Origin of the sequence: Rhizobium sp. CF122 (assembly GCF_000282035.1) — a bacterium.
GTDB lineage: Bacteria > Pseudomonadota > Alphaproteobacteria > Rhizobiales > Rhizobiaceae > Rhizobium.
Genome location: NZ_AKKA01000079.1, coordinates 95,302 through 118,829 on the forward strand (window position 1 = coordinate 95,302; position 23,528 = coordinate 118,829).

Annotated in this window: 16 protein-coding genes; 1 reads left to right on the plus strand and 15 read right to left on the minus strand. The window is 59.1% G+C overall.

Features of this window, described 5'->3' with window-relative positions; translation table 11 throughout:
* Window positions 1–74: 74 nt before the first annotated feature.
* The 13 genes from PMI09_RS19335 to PMI09_RS19390 form a co-directional block, all read right to left on the minus strand.
* Window positions 75–8,594 (minus strand): GH36-type glycosyl hydrolase domain-containing protein, encoded by an 8,520-nt coding sequence (locus PMI09_RS19335; RefSeq protein WP_007798211.1) that lies wholly within the window; start codon window positions 8,592–8,594, stop codon window positions 75–77.
* Window positions 8,595–8,955: 361 nt separating this feature from the next.
* Window positions 8,956–9,120, minus strand: coding sequence for a DUF1328 domain-containing protein (locus PMI09_RS30525; protein ID WP_007798213.1), 165 nt, complete (start codon window positions 9,118–9,120; stop codon window positions 8,956–8,958).
* A gap of 303 nt (window positions 9,121–9,423) precedes the next feature.
* Window positions 9,424–9,588 (minus strand): hypothetical protein, encoded by a 165-nt coding sequence (locus PMI09_RS31770; RefSeq protein ID WP_007798215.1) that lies wholly within the window; start codon window positions 9,586–9,588, stop codon window positions 9,424–9,426.
* A 121-nt stretch (window positions 9,589–9,709) separates the two neighbouring features.
* Window positions 9,710–9,904 carry a hypothetical protein gene (locus PMI09_RS19345; protein WP_007798217.1) on the minus strand — a complete coding sequence of 65 codons (195 nt, stop codon included), beginning with the start codon at window positions 9,902–9,904 and terminating at the stop codon, window positions 9,710–9,712.
* A gap of 160 nt (window positions 9,905–10,064) precedes the next feature.
* Window positions 10,065–10,814 carry an ABC transporter ATP-binding protein gene (locus PMI09_RS19350; RefSeq protein ID WP_007798219.1) on the minus strand — a complete coding sequence of 250 codons (750 nt, stop codon included), beginning with the start codon at window positions 10,812–10,814 and terminating at the stop codon, window positions 10,065–10,067.
* Window positions 10,811–11,644 (minus strand): ABC transporter ATP-binding protein, encoded by an 834-nt coding sequence (locus PMI09_RS19355; RefSeq protein ID WP_007798221.1) that lies wholly within the window; start codon window positions 11,642–11,644, stop codon window positions 10,811–10,813. The genes PMI09_RS19350 and PMI09_RS19355 overlap by 4 nt, the downstream gene beginning before the upstream one ends.
* Window positions 11,641–12,576: an ABC transporter permease gene (locus PMI09_RS19360; RefSeq protein WP_007798223.1), complete on the minus strand. Its 936-nt coding sequence runs from the start codon at window positions 12,574–12,576 to the stop codon at window positions 11,641–11,643. The genes PMI09_RS19355 and PMI09_RS19360 overlap by 4 nt, the downstream gene beginning before the upstream one ends.
* The gene (locus PMI09_RS19365) at window positions 12,573–13,640 is read right to left on the minus strand and encodes an ABC transporter permease (RefSeq protein WP_007798225.1); all 1,068 of its coding nucleotides are present in this window, start codon (window positions 13,638–13,640) and stop codon (window positions 12,573–12,575) included. Before PMI09_RS19365 ends, PMI09_RS19360 begins: the two co-directional genes overlap by 4 nt.
* An 18-nt stretch (window positions 13,641–13,658) precedes the next feature.
* Window positions 13,659–15,302, minus strand: a complete 1,644-nt coding sequence (locus PMI09_RS19370; protein WP_007798226.1) for an ABC transporter substrate-binding protein — start codon at window positions 15,300–15,302, stop codon at window positions 13,659–13,661.
* Between the two features lie 44 nt (window positions 15,303–15,346).
* Entirely contained in the window at window positions 15,347–16,405 is a 1,059-nt protein-coding gene (locus tag PMI09_RS19375) for a dipeptidase (protein WP_007798227.1), read from the minus strand.
* Between the two features lie 157 nt (window positions 16,406–16,562).
* Complete coding sequence (locus tag PMI09_RS19380) at window positions 16,563–17,588, minus strand: ABC transporter permease (RefSeq protein WP_007798229.1); 1,026 nt, start codon at window positions 17,586–17,588, stop codon at window positions 16,563–16,565.
* Window positions 17,589–17,622: 34 nt separating this feature from the next.
* Complete coding sequence (locus tag PMI09_RS19385) at window positions 17,623–19,164, minus strand: sugar ABC transporter ATP-binding protein (protein ID WP_007798231.1); 1,542 nt, start codon at window positions 19,162–19,164, stop codon at window positions 17,623–17,625.
* 71 nt (window positions 19,165–19,235) lie between these two features.
* Entirely contained in the window at window positions 19,236–20,165 is a 930-nt protein-coding gene (locus PMI09_RS19390; RefSeq protein ID WP_007798233.1) for a sugar ABC transporter substrate-binding protein, read from the minus strand.
* A gap of 325 nt (window positions 20,166–20,490) precedes the next feature.
* On the opposite strand from PMI09_RS19390, the gene PMI09_RS19395 reads away from it, so the two are divergent.
* Window positions 20,491–21,000: a DUF1993 domain-containing protein gene (locus PMI09_RS19395; RefSeq protein WP_007798235.1), complete on the plus strand. Its 510-nt coding sequence runs from the start codon at window positions 20,491–20,493 to the stop codon at window positions 20,998–21,000.
* A 6-nt stretch (window positions 21,001–21,006) separates the two neighbouring features.
* Here PMI09_RS19395 and PMI09_RS19400 read toward each other — a convergent pair whose 3' ends face one another.
* Both PMI09_RS19400 and galE read right to left on the minus strand, forming a co-directional pair.
* The gene (locus PMI09_RS19400) at window positions 21,007–22,527 is read right to left on the minus strand and encodes an alkaline phosphatase family protein (RefSeq protein ID WP_007798237.1); all 1,521 of its coding nucleotides are present in this window, start codon (window positions 22,525–22,527) and stop codon (window positions 21,007–21,009) included.
* A gap of 8 nt (window positions 22,528–22,535) precedes the next feature.
* The gene (galE, locus tag PMI09_RS19405) at window positions 22,536–23,519 is read right to left on the minus strand and encodes a UDP-glucose 4-epimerase GalE (protein ID WP_037083556.1); all 984 of its coding nucleotides are present in this window, start codon (window positions 23,517–23,519) and stop codon (window positions 22,536–22,538) included.
* Between the last annotated feature and the right edge of the window lie 9 nt (window positions 23,520–23,528).

Genomic DNA, 23,528 nt, shown 5'->3' on the forward strand with positions numbered 1-23,528 from the left:
CAAACGCAGTTGCGGCCAAAAGGTTTCCCTTTTGGCCGCAACGAATCGCCGGATGATTAGCGAGGAAAATGCTGTTATCCGACCGGATATCCCTCGTCGGGATCGGTGACTTCGCGTCCGTTGATGGTCACATCGTAGCCTCTCGGATGGGACGATTTTGAGACCGAAATGAGGTATTTAGCACCTGCGTGCTCAATCTCGGCGGAGAAGCCGTCCCATGTGCTCGCCAGTGCTGGACGCACGTACAAGCGGCCATCCCTCACCTTGATGCCGAGGATGCCCTCGATCACCGCGCGATAGAGCCAGCCCGCGGAGCCTGTGTACCAGGTCCACCCGCCGCGACCGCTGAGCGCGCCCTCACCGTAGACGTCAGCTGCAATGATATAAGGTTCGACGCGATAGCGTTCCGCCGAAACCGGGTCGCGGGCATGACTGATCGGATTGAGCAGCTCGAAGCAACGCAGGGCATCATCGCCGCGGCCAAGTTCAGCCAATGCCAAGACAACCCAAGTCGCGGCATGAGTGTATTGGCCACCATTTTCTCGAACACCTGGCGGGTAAGCCTTGATATAGCCAGGATCCTTAGCCGAGTTTGCAAAGGGCGGCGTGAAGAGCCGGATGATCCGTGCCTCTGGATCGACCAGCTTATCCAGCACGGAGTTCATAGCCTTTGCCGAATGCGCCGGATCGCCCTCTCCGGACAGCACGCTCCAAGACTGGGCGATCGAATCGATCTGGCATTCGAGGCTTTCCTTGGAACCAAGCAAGCTGCCATCGTCGAATGTACCGCGCCGGTAGTAAGCGCCATCCCAGGCGACGGTTTCAAGTGCGGCCTTGAGCGTGGTCAAATGCTGAGTCCACCGCTCAACCCGTGCCTTGTCGCCACGTTCCTCCGCATATGCCGAGAACGAACGTAGCGCACCCGCCAGAAACCAGCCAAGCCAGACGCTCGTTCCTTGTCCGCCAATGCCGACACGGTTCATGCCGTCGTTCCAATCACCTCCGAGGAAGAGCGGCAGACCGTTCTTGCCTGTGCGGGCGATCGCGAGATCCAGCGCGATGGCCGCGTGTTCGTAGACGCTCGCCTTGTCTTCGGAGATCTCAGGCAAATAGAAGGAATCGTGCTGTCCCTCAAGGAGTGCCGGCCCTTCCAAGAAGGCGAGTTGTTCGTCGAGGACGCTCTTGTCCCTCGTAACGCTACAATAGTGATGGATCGCGTAAGCGAGCCAAACCACGTCGTCCGAAATCATCGTCCGGACACCAGCGCCGGTGCCAGGCAGCCACCAATGCTGAACATCACCCTCGCGGAACTGGCGCGAGGCGGCGTTCAGGATCTGCTTGCGGGCAATCGACGGCTCATGGATGACGAACGCCAACGTATCCTGCAACTGATCGCGGAAGCCGAAGGCACCGCTTGCCTGGTAGAAGGCCGTACGCGCCATGATGCGGCAGCCTAGGCTCTGGTACGGCAGCCAGGTATTGATCAGATTGTTCATGCTCTGATCGGGCGTGGAAACCTGCAGTTTTCCGGTGAATCCCTGCCAAAAAGCACGGTTTGCGTGGACAACGTCCTCGAAGGCAACCTTGCGAATATCGTTGATCAACGCCCGCGCCTCGGCCTTCGTCTTGGTGTCGCCGAGGAAGAAGCAGACATCCCGCTCCTCGTCCGGTCCGATCTCGATATCGATCGCCAGAACCGCTGCCGGATCGCCGTCGAGTTCTGTCGTGCCGGAAAGGCTGGCTCCCGAATTCAGGGCGTGTGGCGCCTGAATCGTTCCCTTCTTGCCGATAAATTCGCGGCGGCTGGCAGTAAAGCTAGATGGCTTCTCGCCGGCCACAAAGAAAGCGACACGACCGGAATAATCGATGCTGTAATTGTTGCTTGCGAATAGTGCGCCGGTCTCCTCGTCGTGCTCGGAGAGGATGAACGGTGCAGACTTCTGCGTATTGTTGCCCAGAACCCACTCGACGTAGCCGTAAATCCGCAGCTTCCTTGGCTTGGAGCCGGCATTGCGTAGCCGGATTCGTTGCAGCTTGACCGGTTTTTCGCGATCGACGGTCTGCGTGACCTCAAGCGCGATTTCGTTCTGCACGCTGGAGAATACCGAATAGCCCAGGCCATGTCGCGCTTCGAAGCGAATATCCGGCCGCTCCGAGAGGTTTGCGAACGGGGTCAATACCGCGCCGCTATCCCGATCGACGACGTAGATCGCTTCGCCGGGGCGGTTGATGACTGCGTCATTCGACCACGACGTCAGCTGATAATCACGGGAGTTTGCGCTCCACGTGAAACCAGCTCCTTCGGCAGACACATGGAAGCCGAATTTTTCGTTCGAGATTACATTGATCCACGGATGCGGCGTTGCGTGACCTCCGGGAAGGCGCACGACATATTCGCGACCGTCGCCGGCAAAGCCGCCGATGCCGTTCCAGTAATTGAGGTCCCCCTCTTCCTCGATCACCACCCTGGAGGGCCGTGAGGCTGGTGCCGGGGCGATCCGCTTGACGGGCGTCTTCAGCCGGTCGGCGCGCTCCAGCTCGTGCTGCTCTTCCTTGCTCGGGGAAAAGAGCGCGACGGCACGATTGATCTGATCGATAATCTTGCCGTTCTTGGCATGGAGCGTGACGCGCGAGGCGGAGATCAGCGCATGGTATGTTGATTCTTCCATCAGATCCTTGCGGACCGTGAAAATGTGCTGGCGCAAGCCATCGGCCTGACCCATGCGGCGAACGTTCTCGGCCATCTGATCGACGGCGTGCTGCATGTCCTGCGCATAGGATGAGGCGCGCTCGTTCATGATGACCAGATCGGCGGTGACGCCACGCGAGCGGAGGTATTCCTGCGCAAGCAACGCTTCCCTGACGATATCGAGATCCATGTCGTCGTTGACGCGCAACGTGAAGATCGGGAAATCGCCGGAGATCGCCAGTGGCCAAAGTGATGACTGCGACTGCATGCCGGCGGCAACTGCGGCCGCATCGGCGCGCAAATACATATCCGGATAAACCAGATGACGGCCGAGATGCTGGAAGGCTGCCGCCTGCTGTGACGTCACGCCGACATGGCGCATCTGGATCTGCGTGCGCGTCCAGGCCTGGACGAGTTCGTGGTTGAAAGCGTCTGCATGGCGATACCGGTCAACGGCCTGATCCACCTCGTTGCGGCTAGGGGCAGCGATGGTCCAGAAGATGACGCTGACTTTCTTGCCCGGCGGTACGCGGAGGGTGCGGCGAAGCGAGAGTACCGGATCGAGCGTGAAGCCGTCGGTACCGGAAAGGGTCGCTCCCGCATCAAAAGCGGCGGCGTTCGCGAGGCTACGCCCGCGGCCTAGGAACTTGCGGCGGTCCGTTTCGAACTCGGTGTCGCGCGTAGAGCCGGAGGTGTCGACGATAAGGTGAGCGACGGCCATGTTCGGCTCGTTCGGATCTCGCTTGTTGCGCTCGACGCGGATGACGTCGCCGCGCTTGCCGACCTCCGTCTTGACGAACATGCGGGCAAATGCCGGATGGGCGTTGTCGACGTCGTCTGGCGCGAGAACGGGCTCGAGATAGGAGGTTACTTCGATAAATCGATCCTCCGTCCCCGAATTAACGAGCGTCAGGCGCCGTGCTTCGGCGTCATGCTCAGTGGCGACAATGCATTCGACTTCGCTCGTGAGGTCGCCTACCGTCTTAGTGAACTCCGCCTTTTCGTCAGCGAAGAGAACCTTTACCTGTTCGCCTTCGACACTCTTTGGCTCCGTAGTTGCCGACCACCATTCGTTGGTCGCCGTATCGCGAAGGAAGATGAAGGTGCCCCAGCGGTCCTCAGTCGGGTCGGCTTTCCAACGTGCAACCGATTGGCCGTTCCATCGCGAATAGCCGGCGCCCGTTGCGGTCAGCATCAGCGAATAGTGGCCGTTCGAGAGGAAGACCAGCTCGCGATCACGCGAGGCCGGATCATAGATTTTGCGCAGTTCAGGGCGCAACAGATCGTCCTGGATGCTGGCTGGGGTATCGGATTCGTGCTTGCCGCTCATGACCGGAATATCCCGCGGTGCCTTCTCTTGGAGAAGGAGCTCGGCAGCTTCGATCACTGGATCCGAGTGGAAGAGTTCGCGCAGGTGACCATTGAAGGCGACGTTCGCGACTGCGGCGATCGACATGCCGTGGTGGTGAGCATAGTAGTTATATACAACCGCGCAAGTCTTGCCTTCTGGCACGCGGGTCGGCGTAAAGTCGACGGCGTCGTGGTAGCCGAACTTGCCGAGTGCGCCGAGTTTGCGCAGGCGCTGGAGGTTTTCAAGCGCTGAGTCAGGATTGTACTGGCTGGCAAGGATCGACGCATAGGGCGCAATGACCGCGTTGTGGCCAAGGCCCCGCTTCAAGCCGAGCGAGGGTACACCGAAGTTCGTGTATTGGTAGTTCAGGTTATGGTCGCGCGCATTGAACGCCGCTTCCGAAATACCCCACGGGATCCCCAGCTTGCGTGCATGGTTCATCTGCTCGACCACAACCAGATTGTTGGTCTGGTTGAGGATGCCTCCGCCGCGCTCCTGCATGACGAGCGGCGGCATCAGGTACTCGAACATCGAGCCGGACCAGGAGACAAGCGCACCACGCGAGCCAACTGGGACGACCTGGCGGCCGAGACGATACCAATGTTCCGTCGGCAGATCGCCCTTGGCGATGCCGAACAGGCTGGTTAGTCGGCATTCCGACGCGAGCAGGTCGTAGCAGGCCTGATCGAGTTCGCCACTTTCGACGCGGTAGCCGATCGAGAGCAGACGTCTTTCGGGCCGGAACAGGAAGCCGAAGTCCATCGAGAAGGCGAGGTCGCGGGCCTTGTCGCGTAAGGCAATCAGGCGCGGGCGCAGTGCGTCGATGTTGGACAGATCGAAGGTGCTGTCGGAGATGTGGGCTTCGCAGACCTTGACGAGAGATTCCGCCCAGCGCGTGACTTCGACGCTCAATGCGGACTTCACCTCATGATCGAGGTTGGCAGCGAGCTTTTGAATGTCGCGCGCCAGAACGGCGAGGTTGATGATGCGGATCGATGCGAACTCGTGCTCGCGCTTGACCGCGGCCAATGCGTTCTGGAATCCGATGATACGCTCTTCCAAGCGACGGCGCAGCGGGCGAACCGTCTTGCGATCGTCCGGCAACTCGGACAGCACCTCCGCGAGGATGCCTGCGGTATCGCCGACGCCATCGAGGTTGCCCTGCATATGAGCGGAGGGCGCTTCCGCCCAGTTGCGGCAGGCCGACGAGATCGCGATGAGGTGGCCGGCGAGGTTGCCGCTATCGACTGCGGAAACATAGCGCGGCCCAAGCGTATCGAGAGTATCAGTGTGGTACCAGTTGAAGAGGTGCCCGCGGAATTTCTCCATCTTGTCGATTGTCGCGATCGTCTGTTCGAGCCGATCAATGGTCTCCTCGAAGGAGAACCATCCGAAATGCCGGCCGGAAACGACGGATAGGAGGTAGACGCCAATATTGGTTGGGGACGTGCGTGTCGCCACGATTACATGAGGCGTCTCCTGGACGTTGTCCGGAGGCAGATAGTTTTGCTCGGCAGTTGTGAACGTCTCGAAATAGCGCCACGTGCGGCGGGCGATCTTGCGAAGTTCGCTAGAAACAGAATCGGCAACCTCAAGCCGGTCTTCCGTCTCGGCCGACTGGCTGACGTAATAGGCGACCATCGGCGAAAGGATCCAGAGAAACGCGAACGGAACGCCGACCAGATATGCCTTGTCACCGGAAAGCGCTGCAAAGGCTAGGGCGAGCAGGGCCAGCACCGGGGCGTGCCACATCGCCTTGTAGTAAGAGACGATGGTTCCCTGCTTGCCGGCCTGGACACTGGCAGCCGTTCGCCATTGCAGCATCAGCTTGTGGCTGACAAACAGACGGTAGAGCGAGCGACCGATGGCATCGGCCATCATGCAAGCGGAATCGGCAATGAAGATAATCCGGAGAGCGACCTGTGCGTTGGCAGCACGGATATCGGACCAGACGGTGTAGAGATGGGCGCGGGCGACGATATCGCTGGTGCGCGGGATGATACCATTGATGAGGGAGAGTGTCGGGGCGACGAACAGGCAGAAAATCAATAGGATCTGCCACACGAGCGCGCCGAGCGGGGCCATGAAATACCAGCCAAGCACTGAGGCGAAGAACCATGCGATTGGCGTCAGCGATCGGCGGAGGTTGTCGAACATCTTCCAGCGCCCGAGCCCGGTGACGCCGTGCTTCGGGTTGAACATGTACGGCAGCAGCTGCCAGTCACCACGCGCCCAGCGATGCTGGCGCGAGGTTTCGACCTCGTAGCGGGTCGGGAAATCCTCGACGAGCTCCAGATCGGTGACGAGCGCGCAGCGGGCCATCGAACCCTCTAGCAGGTCGTGGCTGAGCACTGAGTTTTCGTCGACGCGCCCTTTGAGCGATGCTTCGAAGGCGTCGACGTGATAGAGGCCCTTGCCGGTGAAGGTGCCCTCACCCGCCAAATCCTGATAGACGTCGGAGACGGTAAATACGTAAGGGTCGAGGCCGCGATTGATCGAGAAGACACGCTGGAAGACCGATGCATCCTTGCCCGTCGTCAGTGACGGCGTGACGCGCGGTTGCAGCACGCCATAGCCGCTTTCGACCCGACCGCTGACCGGATTGATGACCGGACGGTTGATTGGGTGGTAGAGCTTGCCAGCGAGCTTAGTGACGGCATCGCGCATCAGGCGTGTGTCGGCATCGAGCGTCATAACGTACTGAACGTTTGCCGGCACGATGTTTGCGCCCGGAAGGTAAGTGGTATCGCGGTCGCCGCGAAGCAGCAGGTTCAGTTCGTGCAGTTTGCCGCGCTTGCGCTCCCATCCCATCCAGGCGCCCTCGGATGGATTGTAGAGTCGACGGCGATGCAGGAGGTAGAAGCGCGTCTTGCCATCGAAGGCATACCGTGCTGAAAGGTTTGCGACCTCGCGGCGGGCATAGTCCAATACCTCGAGGTCGGCGGACGTTTCCTCGGCCTGGCTGTCCGGCCAGTCGCTGAGCAGCGCGAAGTAGATCTCCCCACGCGGGTTGGCGAGGTAGTGAACTTCGAGATTGCGGACGAGTTCATCGACACTGTCACGGTTGGAGATAAGGCAGGGAACGACCAGTAGCGTGCGGGCTTCTTCGGGAATACCCTCCTTGAACTCGTAGCCGACCAATCGGGCCGGCGTGACGAAGAACGACAGTACCGTGTTGAAGAGGCCGGTTGCGCCTTCCGAAGCCGGGAGCGAGAACATGATCAGCAGGATCGCGATCTCAAGTGGTCCCATGCCGGCATTGGCCATGAACTTGCCGACGATCGCCATGGCGATGATGGTGAGCAGGATTACCGGTGTGGCGATCGAGAGCCAGTTGAAACGGCGAACGGTTCGGACGAAGTGCTGCGTTGCGGTCGGGCTATAGTTCGCACGCGCTTCGAGTTTGGGCCTTTGAGCACCGGTCAGAAAGCCACCGACATTCGGTTCATGCGGTTGTGGCTCGCCGGAGGCCTTCGCCTCTTCGGTCATATCCAGCGCCAGTTGGGCGATCTCCATTTCCGAAAGCGGCGAGCGCTTGGCGAGTTTTTCGATCTGCTTGCGGTACTTGTTGCGCGAACCCGAATCGAGATCGCCGTAGTCGGAATGATCCCACAGCAGCTTGTCGACATGGCTGACCTGTTCGACCCAAACGGACCATTCGGTGTCGTCGATCTCGCGCAAGCTCCGGATGATGTTGCCCATCGTGACGTTGCCGGAGGACAGGCGGCTGTGCTCCGCCATTGTCGTTTCTTCGGTATCGCGTCCGAGGGCCTCGAGGCGCTCGTCGAGCCAGGCGATCGCCACGCTGGAGGCCTGCGACCCGTCACGCATGCGGTAGAGGAATTGCGTTGCGAAGGTATTGTCTTCGGCAAGAGACTCGAGCGACTTAAGATACTCGGCCGCCTTTGTCGGGTCCGTCAGCCGCACAAGCTCATCTGCAGCCTCGTTGGCACGCCGACGCAACCGGCGGCTGCGCTCGACGCGGATCGAAATGCGACGCAGATTTTCCACGAGCACATAGCGAACAAGCGATGGCAGTGCCCAGAGTTCACCGATCCTCAACGTTTCGCTCTGCTGGAAGCCATCGACGAGGGCCGTCAGGCTTTCCTGCGAGATCGTGCTGTGGGTGTGGGCGACATAAAGCCATGCGAGCACCAGGGTGCGCGGGATCTGCACGCCGCTGACGTCGATCGTTGGCAGTTCTCGATAGAAGCGCCGCGGGAAGTCACGACGGATTTCCTGGATCGCTTCCTCGACGATGTAATGGTTGTCGAGCAGCCATTCCGCTGCCGGGGTAATGGTTTCACCGGATTCCACGTCCGTTGCCGTGGTGCGGTAGACCCGCAGGATTTCCTTCTCGTTTTCCTTATGCCGCGCGAAGAAATCGAAGGGCGTAAAAGCGGGCAGCGAGTCGACGCCGCGCACGGCGACGGAGGCGCCGATTGCCTTGATATCCTCAATGGAAAGATAGGTTGAGCGGATCGAGTCGTTATGATCGATCTGCTTCGTTTCGGACTCGCGGGACGGGCTCGGAGACGTTGCGGAAATGTTCATGGGTTCGGTTCTGGATCCAAACAAAGTTATGATGATTTTGCGTAGCCTTTTGCACTGCCAAATATGACTGCCGCATGAACAGCGCCGGGGTTTCCTGATCCCAGACAGCAAGATCGAAGCGGTAATCAACCGACGATGCGAAACGGTTTAAACGCAACCTATGTGGGCGATGTGCGAACACGACTCCGTTGCGCCCTCCACCCTTTCGGAGCCATCCCGGGAAAGTTGGACACCATTGCGATAATTCAAGTCAAGATGTTTCAAAGGATGCAATGGGGCAGCGTACGAACATCACTTGCGGTCGAAAAGAAATCGGCGCTTGGGCAAGCGCCGATTTCCAATCTTACACCAGTGTTTTTTGTCAAGCGCGTCGCATGAGGCGCATAACCAGCGAGACGACAAACAGGATCAGGAACAGGAAGAAAAGAACCTGTGCGATCGACGCGGAAGCACCTGCAATGCCGCCAAAGCCCAAAACCCCGGCAATCAGCGCTACAACGAGAAATACGAGTGCATAATAAAGCATGGCGATCTCCTTTGTCTTTGCTGACGAAATAACGGGAGGTCGCCCTATTGGTTCCGTTGGAGCCCCCAGGCCGGGTTCAGCCAATAGAAAAGGCGGGTCGAAATCGACGCACCTTTTCTATATCGGCAACCAACCGCAATCTTAGACTGCATGGAAGAGATGGAGCAGAATAATCACCGGGATCGGAATATCCCAAAATCCCTTTTATCTTCATTCTCCGTTTCACAATGAATGTGATGAGAGAATAAAACGTGGCTCCGACGCGGCATCTCTCGACGGCCGCGACACTACGTGTTCTTTGGCTTATCCTACGATGCCAAAGACGAGGGCTGTGACGAAAAGAAATGCCGCCGTGACAAGCGTTGCGTGAACGACAAGCTGAATCTTGCTGCGTGTCGTGACCGGCTTCTTGGTCTGGACGGAACCATATTGATTCACATGAGCATGCGAGATACCCAAGTCTGCCATGTGCTGCCTCCGTTTCTCCGCGCTTCTTTTGTTAGAGCGTGTTTTCGTATTTTCTCTATCTAATAGGTAGAGATAAAATTCTGTCCTGCCAGGGGACGTTAAAAAATCCGTCCTTCGGCGATTACACGAGAATTCGCCACGCCCAGAGCAACGAACGATCGTCTCCGGCACCTTGGCGGCACCTGACCGTTGCTTCCGGTGTTTCCAGGAGTCGCCGGTCTTTCTCTGCGGGAATGGATGTCGAGGGTGCAGCTTCTCTATCGATCTTGGCCGATGGCTGCAGATATCCCATGGTCATGCCGCCAAGAAAAAACATGCCGGATCTCCATGATCACGAAAATTAACGGGCGTTAACCGGATCATGACAGAAGTAAGGCAAGTGTCAATAGTCTAGTCGAATGGTCGTGTTTTAGTGGATCATTAAGGCTGAGGCCCAGCGAGCCTCAGTGAAATCAAATCGTTGGAAGGATTGCCCTTCAAGCTTTGACGAAACCCTTACTGGCAACCATCAAATTTCGCGTGTAGTCCTCTGTCACGGCTGCCTGCGCAAGCTGCGCTGAAGTCAGTCGCTCGACGACGGCCCCGTTTCGCATCACGGCCAGGCGACCGCACATGTGGGTGACGACGCCGAGATCATGGCTGACCATAACGAAGGTCAGCTTGCGATCTCGCCGCACCTGTTCGAGGAGGTTCAGAACCTCCGCTTGCACTGAAGCGTCAAGGGCCGAGGTCGGCTCATCAAGCAAGAGGATGGACGGCTCGACGATCAATGCCCGGGCAATCGCAACGCGTTGACGCTGACCGCCCGAAAGCTGATGCGGGTAACGGAAACGGAAGCCATTTCCAAGCCCGACTTCGTCGAGGGCCCGGGCGATCCGCATGTCACTGTCGCTGATGCCGTGTATCGCCAGCGGCTCGAGTAGGAGGCGATCTATGGTCTGGCGAGGATGCAGGGATCCATAAGGATCCTGGAAGACCATCTGCACCTGTCTGTAAAAGGCCTTGGATCGTTTCGCACCAACGAGGGGATCGCTATGGATCTTGATCGAGCCGCCTGCCACCGGTGCCAGGCCGGCAACGGCACGGAGCAGGGTCGACTTTCCCGATCCGGACTCGCCGACCAGGCCGAATGACTCGCCGGTCTCGATATCAACGCTGACGTCCTTTAACGCACGGAAGTGATCATAGGTTACGCTCAGCTTGTCGACTGAAAGTGCGATGCTCATGCTCCCCACTCCGGCCTGCGATCGAGAACCGGCAGCGGATGCCTGCTTTCTCCAATTTGGGGCATGCAGTTCAACAGGCCCTGCGTGTAGGGGTGGCGCGCATTCTTGAGCTCCGATGCCTTGAGTTCTTCGACAACCTTGCCGGCATACATAACGATGACACGGTCGCAGAAGGACGAAACCAGGCGCAGGTCGTGGGATACGAAGATCAGCCCCATGCCGCGTTCCGACACGAGCCGGTCCATGATCCTGAGAACATCAAGCTGGACCGTGACATCCAGTGCGGAGGTCGGTTCGTCGGCGATCAGCAACTCCGGATCGGCGATCAGCATCATGGCGATCATGGCGCGCTGGCCCATGCCGCCCGAGACCTCGTGCGGATAGAGGTCGAATACCCGCTCGGGGTCGCGGATCTGCACGGCCTCCAACATGGCGAGAGCGCGATCGCGCGCCTCCGCCTTGCCGACTTTCTCATGGGTCCTCAGCGTTTCGCAGATCTGTCGGCCGATCGACATGACGGGATCGAGCGAATACTTCGGATCCTGCAGGACCATCGCGATGCGTTTGCCGCGCAATTGCCGGCGCTGCTTGGCGGATGCGGCGAGAAGATCAATGCCGTTGAAATCGAGCTTGTCGGCTGAAACGATGCCGTGCTTCGGGGTCAAGCCCATAATGGCGCGCCCGGTCTGAGACTTGCCTGAGCCGGATTCACCGACGATGCCGAGGCGTTCCTTGCCAAGCGTAAACGAGACGCCGCGGACGGCTTCGATGACGCCCGTGCGCGTGGGGTAGCTGACTTTGAGGTTTTGAACGGTGAGGAGCTCGGTCACTGGCCGCTCTCCTTGGGGTCGAGCGCGTCGCGCAAGCCGTCGCCGAGCAGATTGAAGCCGAGGCTGACGATCAGGATGGCAAAACCCGGCATGGCTGCCACCCACCACTGATCCAGGATGAAACGCCGGCCAGACGCGATCATCGCGCCCCATTCGGGAAGCGGCGGCTGCGCGCCGAGACCGAGGAAGCCGAGACCGGCCGCCGTCAGGATGATCCCAGCCATGTCGAGCGTCACGCGCACGATGAGCGAAGAAAGGCAAAGTGGCATGACGTGCCGGACCACGATCCGCAGGGGTGATGCGCCCATCAGCTTGACTGCAGAGATATAGTCGGAGCGTCGCACTGTCAGCGTCTCCGCACGCGCAATACGAGCGTAGGGCGGCCAGGAGGTGATCGCAATCGCGATGATCGCGTTCTGGATGCCAGGTCCGAGAGCCGCGACGAAGGCGAGGGCCAGAACCAGCTTGGGGAAGGCGAGGAAGATATCGGTGATGCGCATCAGCGTCGCATCGACCCAGCCGCCGGCGTAACCCGACACTGTTCCAACGATCAGCCCGATCGGCGCCGAGATGGCTGCGACGAGAACGACGACGAGCAGCGTCAATCGGGAACCATAGATGAGGCGGGAATAGATATCGCGACCCTGGTCGTCCGTGCCCAGCCAGTAGCCCTCAGCGCCAGGCGGCAGCAGCCGCGCATTCTTCAGGTCGCCAACAATGGGCGAATGGGTTGCGAGAAGGTTCGCAAAGGTAGCCACGAACAGGAGGGCGATGATGATCACGAGACCGACGACGGCCAGGCGGTTTGCGGTGAACTGGCGCCAGGTCACGTAGACTCGGCCCAATCGCGCTTGCGTGCGCGACTGCGGTCGATCGGACAGCAGCCACTCGCGGCGGCTCAGCGGCGCTGATTGATTTGCAGGGACCGTCATCGGCTTCGCGTCCTAGGGTCAAGCGTCCGATAGAGAAGGTCGGACAGAAGATTGATGCCGATGAAGACCGTGCCAATGATGATGGTGCCACCGAGGACGGCGTTCATATCCGCGTTCTGGAGGGAATTGGTGATGTAGAGCCCTATGCCCGGCCAGGAAAAAACCGTCTCGGTGAGAACTGAACCCTCAAGCAAGCCGGCATACGAAAGCGCGATGACGGTGACGAGCGGCACGGCGGCGTTTCGCAGTGCGTGACCCCAGATGACCCGAGTTTCCGAAAGTCCCTTGGCGCGTGCCGCTACCACATATTCCTGGCTCAGTTCATTGAGCATGAAGCTGCGGGTCATGCGGCTGATGTAGGCCAGTGAGAAATAGCCGAGCAGCGAGGCGGGCAGGATGATGTGGCGGAAAACGTCATAGAAGACGTCCCACTGCCCCTGCATGGCGCTGTCGAGCAGATAGAAGCCGGTCACCGGCGTAAAGCTGTACTCAAAGACGATGTCGATGCGGCCGGGGAACGCCACCCAGCGGAGCTGCGCGTAGAAGATGACGAGCGAGATCAGCGCAAGCCAGAATATAGGCACCGAATAACCAATCAGCCCGATGACACGGACGATCTGATCGGCAATGCTGCCTCGCTTGACAGCCGCGAGCACGCCGAGCGGAACACCGACGAGCGAGCCGATGATGGTCCCGAGCGTCGCAAGCTCGATCGTCGCGGGGAAAACGCGCCTGATGTCGACCATGACGGGATTGGTGGTCAGCACGGAGGTCCCGAAGTCACCTGAGAGAATGCTTTTCAGATAGATGTAGAACTGCTGGTAGAGCGGCAGGTCGAAACCGAGCTCGCGACGGACGCGCTCGACAACATGGGCCGGAGCGCGGTCGCCGAGAATCGCAAGGACTGGATCAATCGGTACGACGCGGCCGATGAAGAAAGTCACGGCCAATAGGCCAAGATAAGTCGTGACGGCGGCGACAAGAAATCGCCCGACCGCCTTGGCAATAGGAACCGCACGGCCCTGTTTGGGCCGTGCCTCCATTTTTGTTTCAATGTTGCTCAACGGATCAATCCTGCCGGATTATTCCTTGCCGATCGGTCCGACATAGTTGGTGTCGAAGCTCGGGCCGAGTTTGAAGTCCTTCAGGCTCTTGCGAGCGCCTGCGACTTCGATCTGCTGGAAGATGATCACGAAGGGGCTGTTTGCCAGGAACTTCTTCTGAATGTCCTCATACATGGCAGCACGCTTGGCGCCGTCACGCTCCAGCAGGGCGGCCTTCGTTTCCTTGTCGAGTTCCGGCGCTTCCCACGTGTTGCGCCAGGCGAGCGTCTTGACAGTGCCAGCATCCGAATTATTCGGATTGCTGGTGAACGTATCGGCGTTCGAATTCGGGTCGAAATAATCCGAACCCCACTGACCGATATACATGTCGTGCGTGCGTGCGCGGTACTTCGTCAGTGTCTGCTTGCCGTCGCCGGGGATAATCTCCATCTTGATGCCCGCTTGAGCCAGCGACTGCTGCATGGACTCGGCAATACCCGTTATTGGCTGCGTATTGCGAACATCCATCGTCACCGAGAAGCCGTCTTTCAGCCCGGCCTTTTCCAAGAGTTCCTTGGCCTTGGCGACATCGAGCTTGTAGGGATTTTCATCGAGCGCACCGAGCTGGCCCTTCGGCAGGAAGGTCTGGTGGATCTCGCCGATGCCCTTGATCAGCGTCGAGCCGATCGCGTCATAGTCGACGAGATATTTGAAGGCCTCCTGGACTTCCGGCTTCTTCAGGTTCTCGTTCTTGGAGTTGAGGCTGACGTAGTAGACGGTGCCCTTTGGAGCATTGACGGTCGTCAGGTCGGCATTCTTGGAGACTGCATCCAGATCGCCGGGCTCCAGGTTGCGCGCGATGTCGATATCACCGGCTTCCAGCGCCAGGCGCTGCGCCGAACTTTCCTTCATAAAGCGATAGATGACGCGGTTGAGCTTCGCCTTGTCGCCATAGTAATTGTCGTTGCGTTCCATCACGACAACTTCGTTGGCACGCCACTCACGCAGCTTGAAGGCGCCGGAGCCGGCATAGCCCGTCTTCAGCCATTCGTTGCCGAAGTCGTTGTCGTACTTGTAATCGGCGCTCGGCGTCACGGACTTGACGTGATCCAGGACCAGCTTCTTGTCGACGACCGAAGCAACAGTTGCCGTCAGGCAGTTCAGTACGAAGCTTGGCGCATAGGGCTTATCGACGGTGAAGACGAAGGTGTTTTCATCCGTTGCCTTTGCCTTTTCGGTGACGTTGTCACCATTGATGCCGAACTGAGTGATGATGAAGGCCGGGCTCTTGTCGAGCTTGACAGCGCGCTCGAAGGACCAGGCAACATCTTCGGCGGTGATCGGATTGCCGGAGGCGAACTTCATGCCGGGTTTCAGCTTGAAGGTGTAGGTCAGACCATCGTCGGACACCGTCCAGCTGTCGGCGAGATCGCCCTTGACCTTCGACGTGTCACCCATGTCGAGACGGACGAGCAGGCTGTAGGTGTTGCTCGTGACTTCAGCCGTCGACAGTTCGAAAGCCTCGCCGGGGTCCATGGTGATGATGTCGTCGATGGCGAAGCCTTCGACCAGCGTGTCCTTCGGCGTTTCCGCGAAGGCTACCGGTGCAGCCGCCATCATGATCGACAGAGCGGCGCCTGCCGAAAGCAGGCGGAAAGTGCGGTTAAATTTGCTGACTATCATGGCTTTGTTCCCTTGTTTTTTCATTTCAATACAAAGTAGCTGGCCTAGGCGTCCTCTTCTCCCCACGCCGAGGCCAGAATTCTCAGCCAGTTCCCTCTGGCCAATTTTTCGAGATCTCCTGCACCATAGCCAGCGCGCTGGAGCGCGGCAATTAGCTTCTGGTTACCCGCAGCATCCCCTATTTCGTCGGGTATGGTCGCGCCGTCAAAGTCTGAGCCGAGCGCCACGCAGTCGATGCCGACACGCTCGACGAGATAGTCGATATGGCGCACCATGTCGCTCAGCGGCGTATCGCCATCGGAGCGACCGTCGCTGCGCAGCATCGCGGTCGCATAATTCACGCCGACGAGACCCCGGGTTTCCCTGATGGCGTCGAGCTGTTTGTCGGTGAGGTTGCGAGCGACCGGCGTCAGTTCATGAACGTTGGAGTGGCTTGCAACCAGCGGCCGATCTGTTGTCTTCGCGATATCCCAGAAGCCCTTTTCGGTGATATGCGCAAGATCAATCAGGATGCCGAGCCTGTTGCATTCGCGCACGAGGGCAAACCCCGCATCAGTCAGCCCCGGAGCGGTGTCCGGTGACATCGGGAAGGCGAAGGGCACGCCGTGGCCAAAGATATTGTGGCGGCTCCAAACCGGTCCCAGCGATCGCAAGCCAGCGGCATAGAATACCTCCAGCACCGCCAGGTCGGGGCCGATGGCTTCGCAACCTTCCATATGCATCACCGCCGCGAAAACACCATCGGCCATCGCTTGGCGAATGTCCTTTAGCGTGCGGCAAAGCCGCCACGCGCCCGCTTTGTCCAGGCGAAGGGCGATCGCGGCCATTTCCGTGGCGATTCTGAGGGAGGGCAGCGGTTCGAGCGGGGCGGCGAGCGGGGTAACGTAGTGGCCGTTCTTGTCGGGATCCGCAAAAACGAGATCGCCTGAGGGCACGTAAATTGCGCAAAGGCCGCCGGCCAGCCCGCCAGCCTTGGCACGCGGAGCATCGATGTGGCCTAGATCTGTTCCGTTAGCAAATTCGGCGACTGGATCGCCGCCGTCCCGTTCATGTGTCCAAAGCCGGAGGAGGACGTCGTTATGGCCGTCAAATACGAATTGCATCTGCGTTCCTGTGTGCCCGGGCGGGCGATATGAAGAGCGCAGAATAGAAAAGCTGGTGGAATACGCTACCCTTTTTTTCAGAAATTTTGCTGTTCCGCATCAACGGGTAGCGGAAACGGAAAACGGGAGCCGAGGCTCCCGTTCCGAGGTACTTTCGTCAGTGCTTGGCGCGTTTCTTCTGCCGGTAGACGTCGATGACGACAGCGGCAACGATGATCAGCCCCTTGACGATTTCCTGGTAGTAGGCGTCGACCCTGAGGAAGGTGAAGCCCGAGGTCATCACACCCAGAATGATCGTGCCGATGACCGTGCCAGTAATGCGACCGACACCACCGGTCAGAGAGGTGCCGCCGATAACGGTCGCGGCAATCGCGTCGAGTTCGTACATGACACCCATGCCGGCCTGCGCGGTCTGGGCGCGCGCCGCCGTGACGACGCCAGCAAGACCTGCCAGGAGGCCGGCAATCGCGTAAACCTTGATCAGGTGGGCTTCGATGTTAATGCCAGAAACACGCGCAGCCTGAACGTTGGCACCGATCGCATAGGTGAACTTGCCGTAGCGGGTATAGCGCAGCGCAATGTGGAAGATCAGCGCGACGACGAGAAAGACGACGACGGGCCAAATGCCGGTACCGATGAAATTGAACTGATCGGTGAGCCCCGAAACCGGCTGGCCCTTGGTGTACCACTTCGAAATGCCGCGTGCCGAGACCATCATACCAAGCGTGGCGATGAACGGCGGGATCTTAGTCCTTGCGATCAGCTGCCCGTTTATGAAGCCGGCCGCGAGGCCGATGAGAAGACCGACACCAATCGGGATGAAGAACGGCAGATCGGTCAACGAAGGATAGAGTGCTCTTGGCCAGGTGGACGCCTGTGCGAAGCTCGCCGCGATCATCGCCGTCATGCCGACGACGGAACCGGAAGAGAGGTCAATGCCGCCCGTGATAATGACTTGCGTCACGCCAACCGCGATGATGCCGATGACGGCGACCTGCAGGATCATGATCGTCAGGCGCTGCGAATTGAACAGGAAGCTTTGGCCGACAAAAATCCAGCCGAGCACTTCGTAGATGAGCGCAATACCGATCAGGACGAGGAAAATGTTGAGTTCCGGCGGGACTCGCCGCCGCCGGGCGCGCGTTGCAAGTGGGGCTGCCGCCTCAGCTGCGTTGGTGTTCATGTTAGCCTCCCTTCGGGTTGCTGGAGGCCACGCATCACTGCGCGGCAAGCTCCATCACCTTGATCTGCGTTGCTTCGTCACGATTGAGAAATCCGGTTACACGTCCTTCATGCATCACCATGATGCGGTCGCTCATGCCCAGTACCTCCGGCATTTCCGACGAGATCATGATCACTGCCACTCCATTTCTCGCCATCTCCGTCACCAGGCGATGGATTTCAGCCTTGGCGCCGACATCGATTCCACGCGTTGGCTCGTCGAGAATGAGAATCTTCGGATTTGTTAGTAGCCAGCGACCGATCAGGACTTTCTGTTGGTTGCCGCCGGAAAGGTTTTCCACGCGCTCGTCAAGATTGGGCGTCTTTACGCGGAGCTTCTTGGCCATGTCTTCGCAGGTCGCCTCGATCGCGCTTTCCTGCACAAAGCCCCCCTTGACGAACCTGTCCTGGAGAACCGCGATCTGCATGTTTTCGAGAACGTTGAGGATCAGCAGACAGCCTGTATCTTTGCGATCTTCGGTCAGGAACGCCATATGGTTCCGGATCGCGACGGTCGGCGAGGAGATGTCCGTCTTATTGCCGAACAGCTCGATCGTGCCTGATGTCGCCGGCGTTACGCCGAACAAGGCTTCTGCGACATTCGATCTGCCCGATCCCACAAGCCCGGCAACGCCGAGGATCTCGCCGGATCGGACATCGAAAGATACGTCATGGAAGACATTGTTCAGCGAGAGGTTCTTCACCGAGAGAACGACGTCGCCGATCGGCACCTCCTCTTTCGGGAACATCTGGGTGATTTCGCGACCGACCATCATGCGAATGATGTCGTCTCGGGTGACGTCCGTCGAGGCATGGGTGCCGATGTAGCGTCCGTCGCGAAACACCGAGAACTCGTCGGCAATCTCGAACAGCTCGTTCATCTTGTGCGTGATGTAGACGATGCCGATGCCCTGCGCCCTGAGGTCGCGAATGATCCGGAAGAGATGCTCGACCTCGCGCTCGGTCAGCGCCGATGTCGGCTCGTCCATGATGAGGACGTCGGAATTGTAGGAGACCGCCTTGGCGATTTCGACCATCTGCCGGTTGGCAACCGAAAGGTCACGGACCTGGATTTCCGGGTCGATGTCGATGTTCAGCCGGCGAAACAGCTCGTCCGTCTGGCGAAACATTGCCGCATGGTCGACAAAGCCGAACTTGTTCTTTGGCTCGCGACGGATCCAGATGTTCTCGGCGACGGTCATAAAGGGCATCAGGTTCAGCTCCTGATGAATCATCGCGATGCCGTTTTCGAGGGCATCCAGCGGTGATTTGAGCTGAATCTCCACACCCTTGAGGCGCACCTCGCCTTTGTCGGGGATGTAGATGCCGGCCAGGATTTTCATCAGCGTCGACTTGCCGGCGCCATTTTCGCCCATCAAAGCGTGCACGGTGCCGCGCTTCAGTTGGAACTGGACGTCATCGAGGGCGACGACGCCTGGAAATTCCTTGCGCACGCCCTCGGCGCTCAGCAGGTATTCCGCATTCGGAACAGCGCCGCTCTGACGCACTGCGGCCATTGTAGACGGGCTGACAACCATCTCATCTCCTCCCGGACACGGATTGAGGCAAGGGATGCGGAACTACGTCCCGCATCCCGTTTTTCCGAACGTTAGTTCTTCGCGACGAAGTTCTTGACGTTTTCAGGCGTGACGAGCTGGAAAGGAATGTAAACCTTCTTCTCCACCTTTTCGCCCTTCGCGAGCTTCAGGGCCGCATCGAGCGCGCCCTTGCCCTGCCCGGCCGCATCCTGGAAGACCGTCACGTCGAGGTCGCCTGCCTGCATCGCGGCAAGTGCGTCCTGGGTAGCGTCAACGCCGCCGATCACGATCTTGTTGAGATCTTTGCCGGCTGCCTTGAGTGCCTGAATGGCGCCAATCGCCATTTCGTCGTTGTTCGAAATGACCGCGTCGAACTCGAGGCCGCTGGAGAGCCAGTTGGTCAAGAGGTCGGAGCCTTGCGTACGCGACCAATTGGCGGTCTGCTCCTCAATGATCTGGATGCCTTTGCATTCGTCGGTCGCAACGACATCGTGAACGTCCTTGGTGCGCATGCGCGCGGCCTGGTTGGAAAGCTCGCCCATCATTACGACGGCTTTGCCCTTGCCGCCGAGGAGGCGGCAAACTTCCTTGGTTTCCAGCGTGCCGGATTCCTGCTCGTTCGAAGCAACGAAGGCTTGCTTGTCCGGAAGACTGTCGACGTTGACCGGCTCGCGGTTGACGTAAACAAGTGGAATGCCGGCTGCGGCGGCAAGCTTCGACATGGCGGCCGTCGCGTCGGTGTCGACTGGGTTGACGACGATTGCGTCAACCTTGGATGCGATAAAGTTCTGGATCTGGCTCTGCTGCTTGGCGACATCGTTCTGCGCGTCTTCAACCTGAAGCGTTACGCCGTTCAACGTCTTGGCATAATCCTGCATGCCGTTGCGCAGAACGGTCAGGAAGTTATCGTCGAACAATGCCATCGAGACACCGACAGTTTCAGCGTGAGCGGCCGTCGACAAGACGAGCGCCATGGCAGTGCCCATGATAAATTTCTTCATTTTCTTTCCTCCACAAAGCGGTGTCCGGCTGCACCCTCCTCACGCCGGAGCCCTGGGCCATGCCCAAAAGCCAGTATTTTGGTCCCTGTGGGCCATCTCCCGCTGGCCGTCCGTTAAGAAACGGAATAAACGAACCGTAAAATCTGCATCTCGGAATATTCATTCCATTTTCTATTGAGGGCGTCAAGTCTATTTCATTGATGAGGTCGTGCCCGCTTTGCGGAAATTTCGCGAAGGCGCTCGGGTAGGCGCTGAAACGCGCGATTCCGCGGACTATATAAATGCGTTGACGGCCGCAGTTTCGCTGCCTTCCAGGGAGAAATTAATGCCCATCTCGATGTACCGACTAACAGTTCCCGTTTTTCAGCGCGGCCTTGAAACGCTGAAAACTTATCTCGACAAAGCCGAGGCCTTCGCAAAGGAAAAGGGTATCGATAGTGCGGATCTCGTCGCCGCACGGCTATCTTCAGACATGCTACCGTTCTCGGGTCAGTTTCAGCGCGCGACCGACAGCGCCAAATTGGCGATTGCACGGCTGACCGGTATCGATGCGCCGAAATTCGAGGACAATGAAGCGACGATCGCCGAGTTGCGCGAGCGTGTGGCCAAGACGGAAGCCTACCTGGGGACCGTCGCGCCAGCTGCGCTCGACGGCACGGAAACGCGGGAAATCACCCTTTCACCAGGGGGCAACAAGATCACGTTTCGAGGCGATGAGTATGTCATGACCTTCGCGCTGCCGAACTTCTTCTTCCACCTTGCGACGGCACACGCGATCCTGCGCAACCAGGGCGTTCCAGTCGGCAAGATGGATTATCTCGGACGCCTCGCCTGATGTAGATCAGGGCCGGCGCCTGACCGGCCCTTTCTCCGTAAGTTCGGTAAAGGCGAGTGTTTGATCCAGATGGCGGGCACGCATCGAGAGCAGCTTCTCGGCATAGGAAAGCCGGGTCGACAGATAGGCTGGGTCCAACGCGAGGTTGTTCAATTCCTGCGGATCGGCCTGCAGATCGAACAGGAGCGGTGGAAGCGCCGTGAAATGCACGTATTTGAAGCGTTCATCTCTGACCACGGCAAGGTTGCATTCGTTTGATTCCAAGCCGAAATGAGCTTCGGGCTCGCGCGTGGCGACGTCGCGGAAGTCAAACTCCCAGAAGGCTGCATCGCGCCAATTTCCCGCCTCCCCCTGTCCCATGAACGGCAGCAGGGACTGGCCATCCAGGCTATTTTCAGGTTCGATATTCAGGCGATCGCAAAGTGTCGGGAAGATATCTGCCGCAGACGTGAACCGGTCGACCACCCTGCCCCGCGTGACAGCTTGCGGGTCGCGGATGACAAGCGGGATATGATAGCTGCCATCGAAGAAGCCACCTTTGCCGAACGTCCAGTGATCGCCTGCCATCTCGGCGTGATCAGAGGTGACGATGATTAGGGTGTTGTCCCATGTCCCGCGATCTTTCAATGCGTCCCAAATCCGCCCGAGCTGCGCGTCGACCTCCGCGATCATGCCATAATAAATGGCCCGGATCGCTGCGAACTCGCTGGCCTGCCAGTCGGTTACCTTTCCGGTCGCGCCGTAAATGAAGCTGCCCGTTCCTACCCTCGGCATGGCAAAGGACAGGTAAGGGTGTGATCTCTGCTCCGTTTCGTGGTTTTCCGCCCGGGCGAATTGCGGACCGTCCTCCGGGCCGAACAGATCGTTATACGGAGACGGCGCCGAAAATGGCGGATGGGGACGCAGGAATGAAATATGTGCGAACCAGGGCGAATCCTGCTCCCCCAGCCAGCGGATGAACTCTCCTGCGAGAAAAGCAGTTTGCGTCTCGTTCTTCGAATAGGCTGTTGCGGCGTTCGAGATTTCGCCGCGGTCTGCGCCGATGGGAATGTGGATGTCGCGGTCAAAGGCTTCAGCGTGTCCACGCTCGCGCAACCAGGAGAGCCATTGTTTTTCATGCTCAGGAAGCAGTTGCCGGGCCGTAAAGCCGGGCAACAACCCTTCATAGGTCGTCAAATGCGGATCGTTCGCGTCCATGCCACGCGGGTCGGGTGCGGTATCGGTATAGCCGAAGAGTGTCGGATCATAGCCCGCCCGCCGTGCCGCCATCGCCAGATTGTCAAATCGGGCATCGAGGGGTGAGCCGTTCCGGCAAACCCGGTGGTTCATCTGGTAGAGGCCGGTGTAGAGCGTGGCGCGTGCCGGTGAACAAGGTGCAGCGCCGGCGTAGTGGCGGGTAAACAATGTGCCTTCTGCCGCCAGCGCATCCACATTCGGTGTTTTGACGCAGGCATGGCCGGTCGCCGACAGGCAATCACCGCGCCACTGGTCCGCGGTGATCAAGAGAATGTTCGGTCTACCGGTCATGATGCATTTCAGTGCTGGTTTGATTTCGCGTGCCAGTTCCACGCCGAGCGGATGATTTGAGACAAATCATATTGTGGTGTCCAGCCGAGAACCTCCCGCGCCTTGTCATTGTTGGCAACCAGCGTGTGCGAGTCGCCCTCGCGGCGACCGACATACTCCACAGGAAACGGCCGCTCGGACACGCGTTCGATGGCGCCGAGCAACTCCTTCACCGTTGTTCCCGTGCCGGTGCCGAGATTGAGCGCGATCGACTCCCCACCCCGCAGCAGATGCTCCACGGCACGGACATGCGCATCGGCAAGGTCGAGCACGTGGATGTAGTCGCGGACGCAGGTGCCGTCGCGTGTCTCGTAGTCGGTACCGAATACCTTGAAGCCTTCACGGCGGCCCAGAGCGGCGTCAATCGCGAGCGGTATCGCGTGGGTTTCAGGCTGGTGCCACTCGCCGATCCGGCCTTCGAAATCGGCGCCGGCTGCGTTGAAGTAGCGAAGTACGACAGATCGAAAGCCCGTGTACTTGTCGTAGTCGGCAAGCGCCTGCTCGACGATGTACTTCGTACGGCCATAGGGATTGATTGGCACCTGGCGGTGCGTCTCGTCGAGCGGCACGCTCTGCGGCAAACCGTAGGTCGCGCAGGTGGACGAAAAAACGAATGCCTTGACGCCGGCAGCCTGCGCGGCAGCCAACAGCGTCAACGTGCCGATGACGTTGTTTTCATAAAAGGCAACCGGATCCTTGACCGATTCGCCGACCTCGATGAGGGCGGCAAAGTGCAGGATGGCAGCTGGTTTGTGCTTGGCCAGAACCTCGTCGAGCCGGGCCCGATCCCGGATATCCCCTTCCTCAGCGGGTCCCCACTTTACGAATTCGCGATGACCGTTGGAAAAATTGTCGAAAACGACTGGTTGGAAACCCTTGTTCGCAAGATCGAGACACGTGTGCGAGCCGATATAACCAGCGCCGCCCACGACCAGAATCGTTTCACCTGCCATGCACCACCT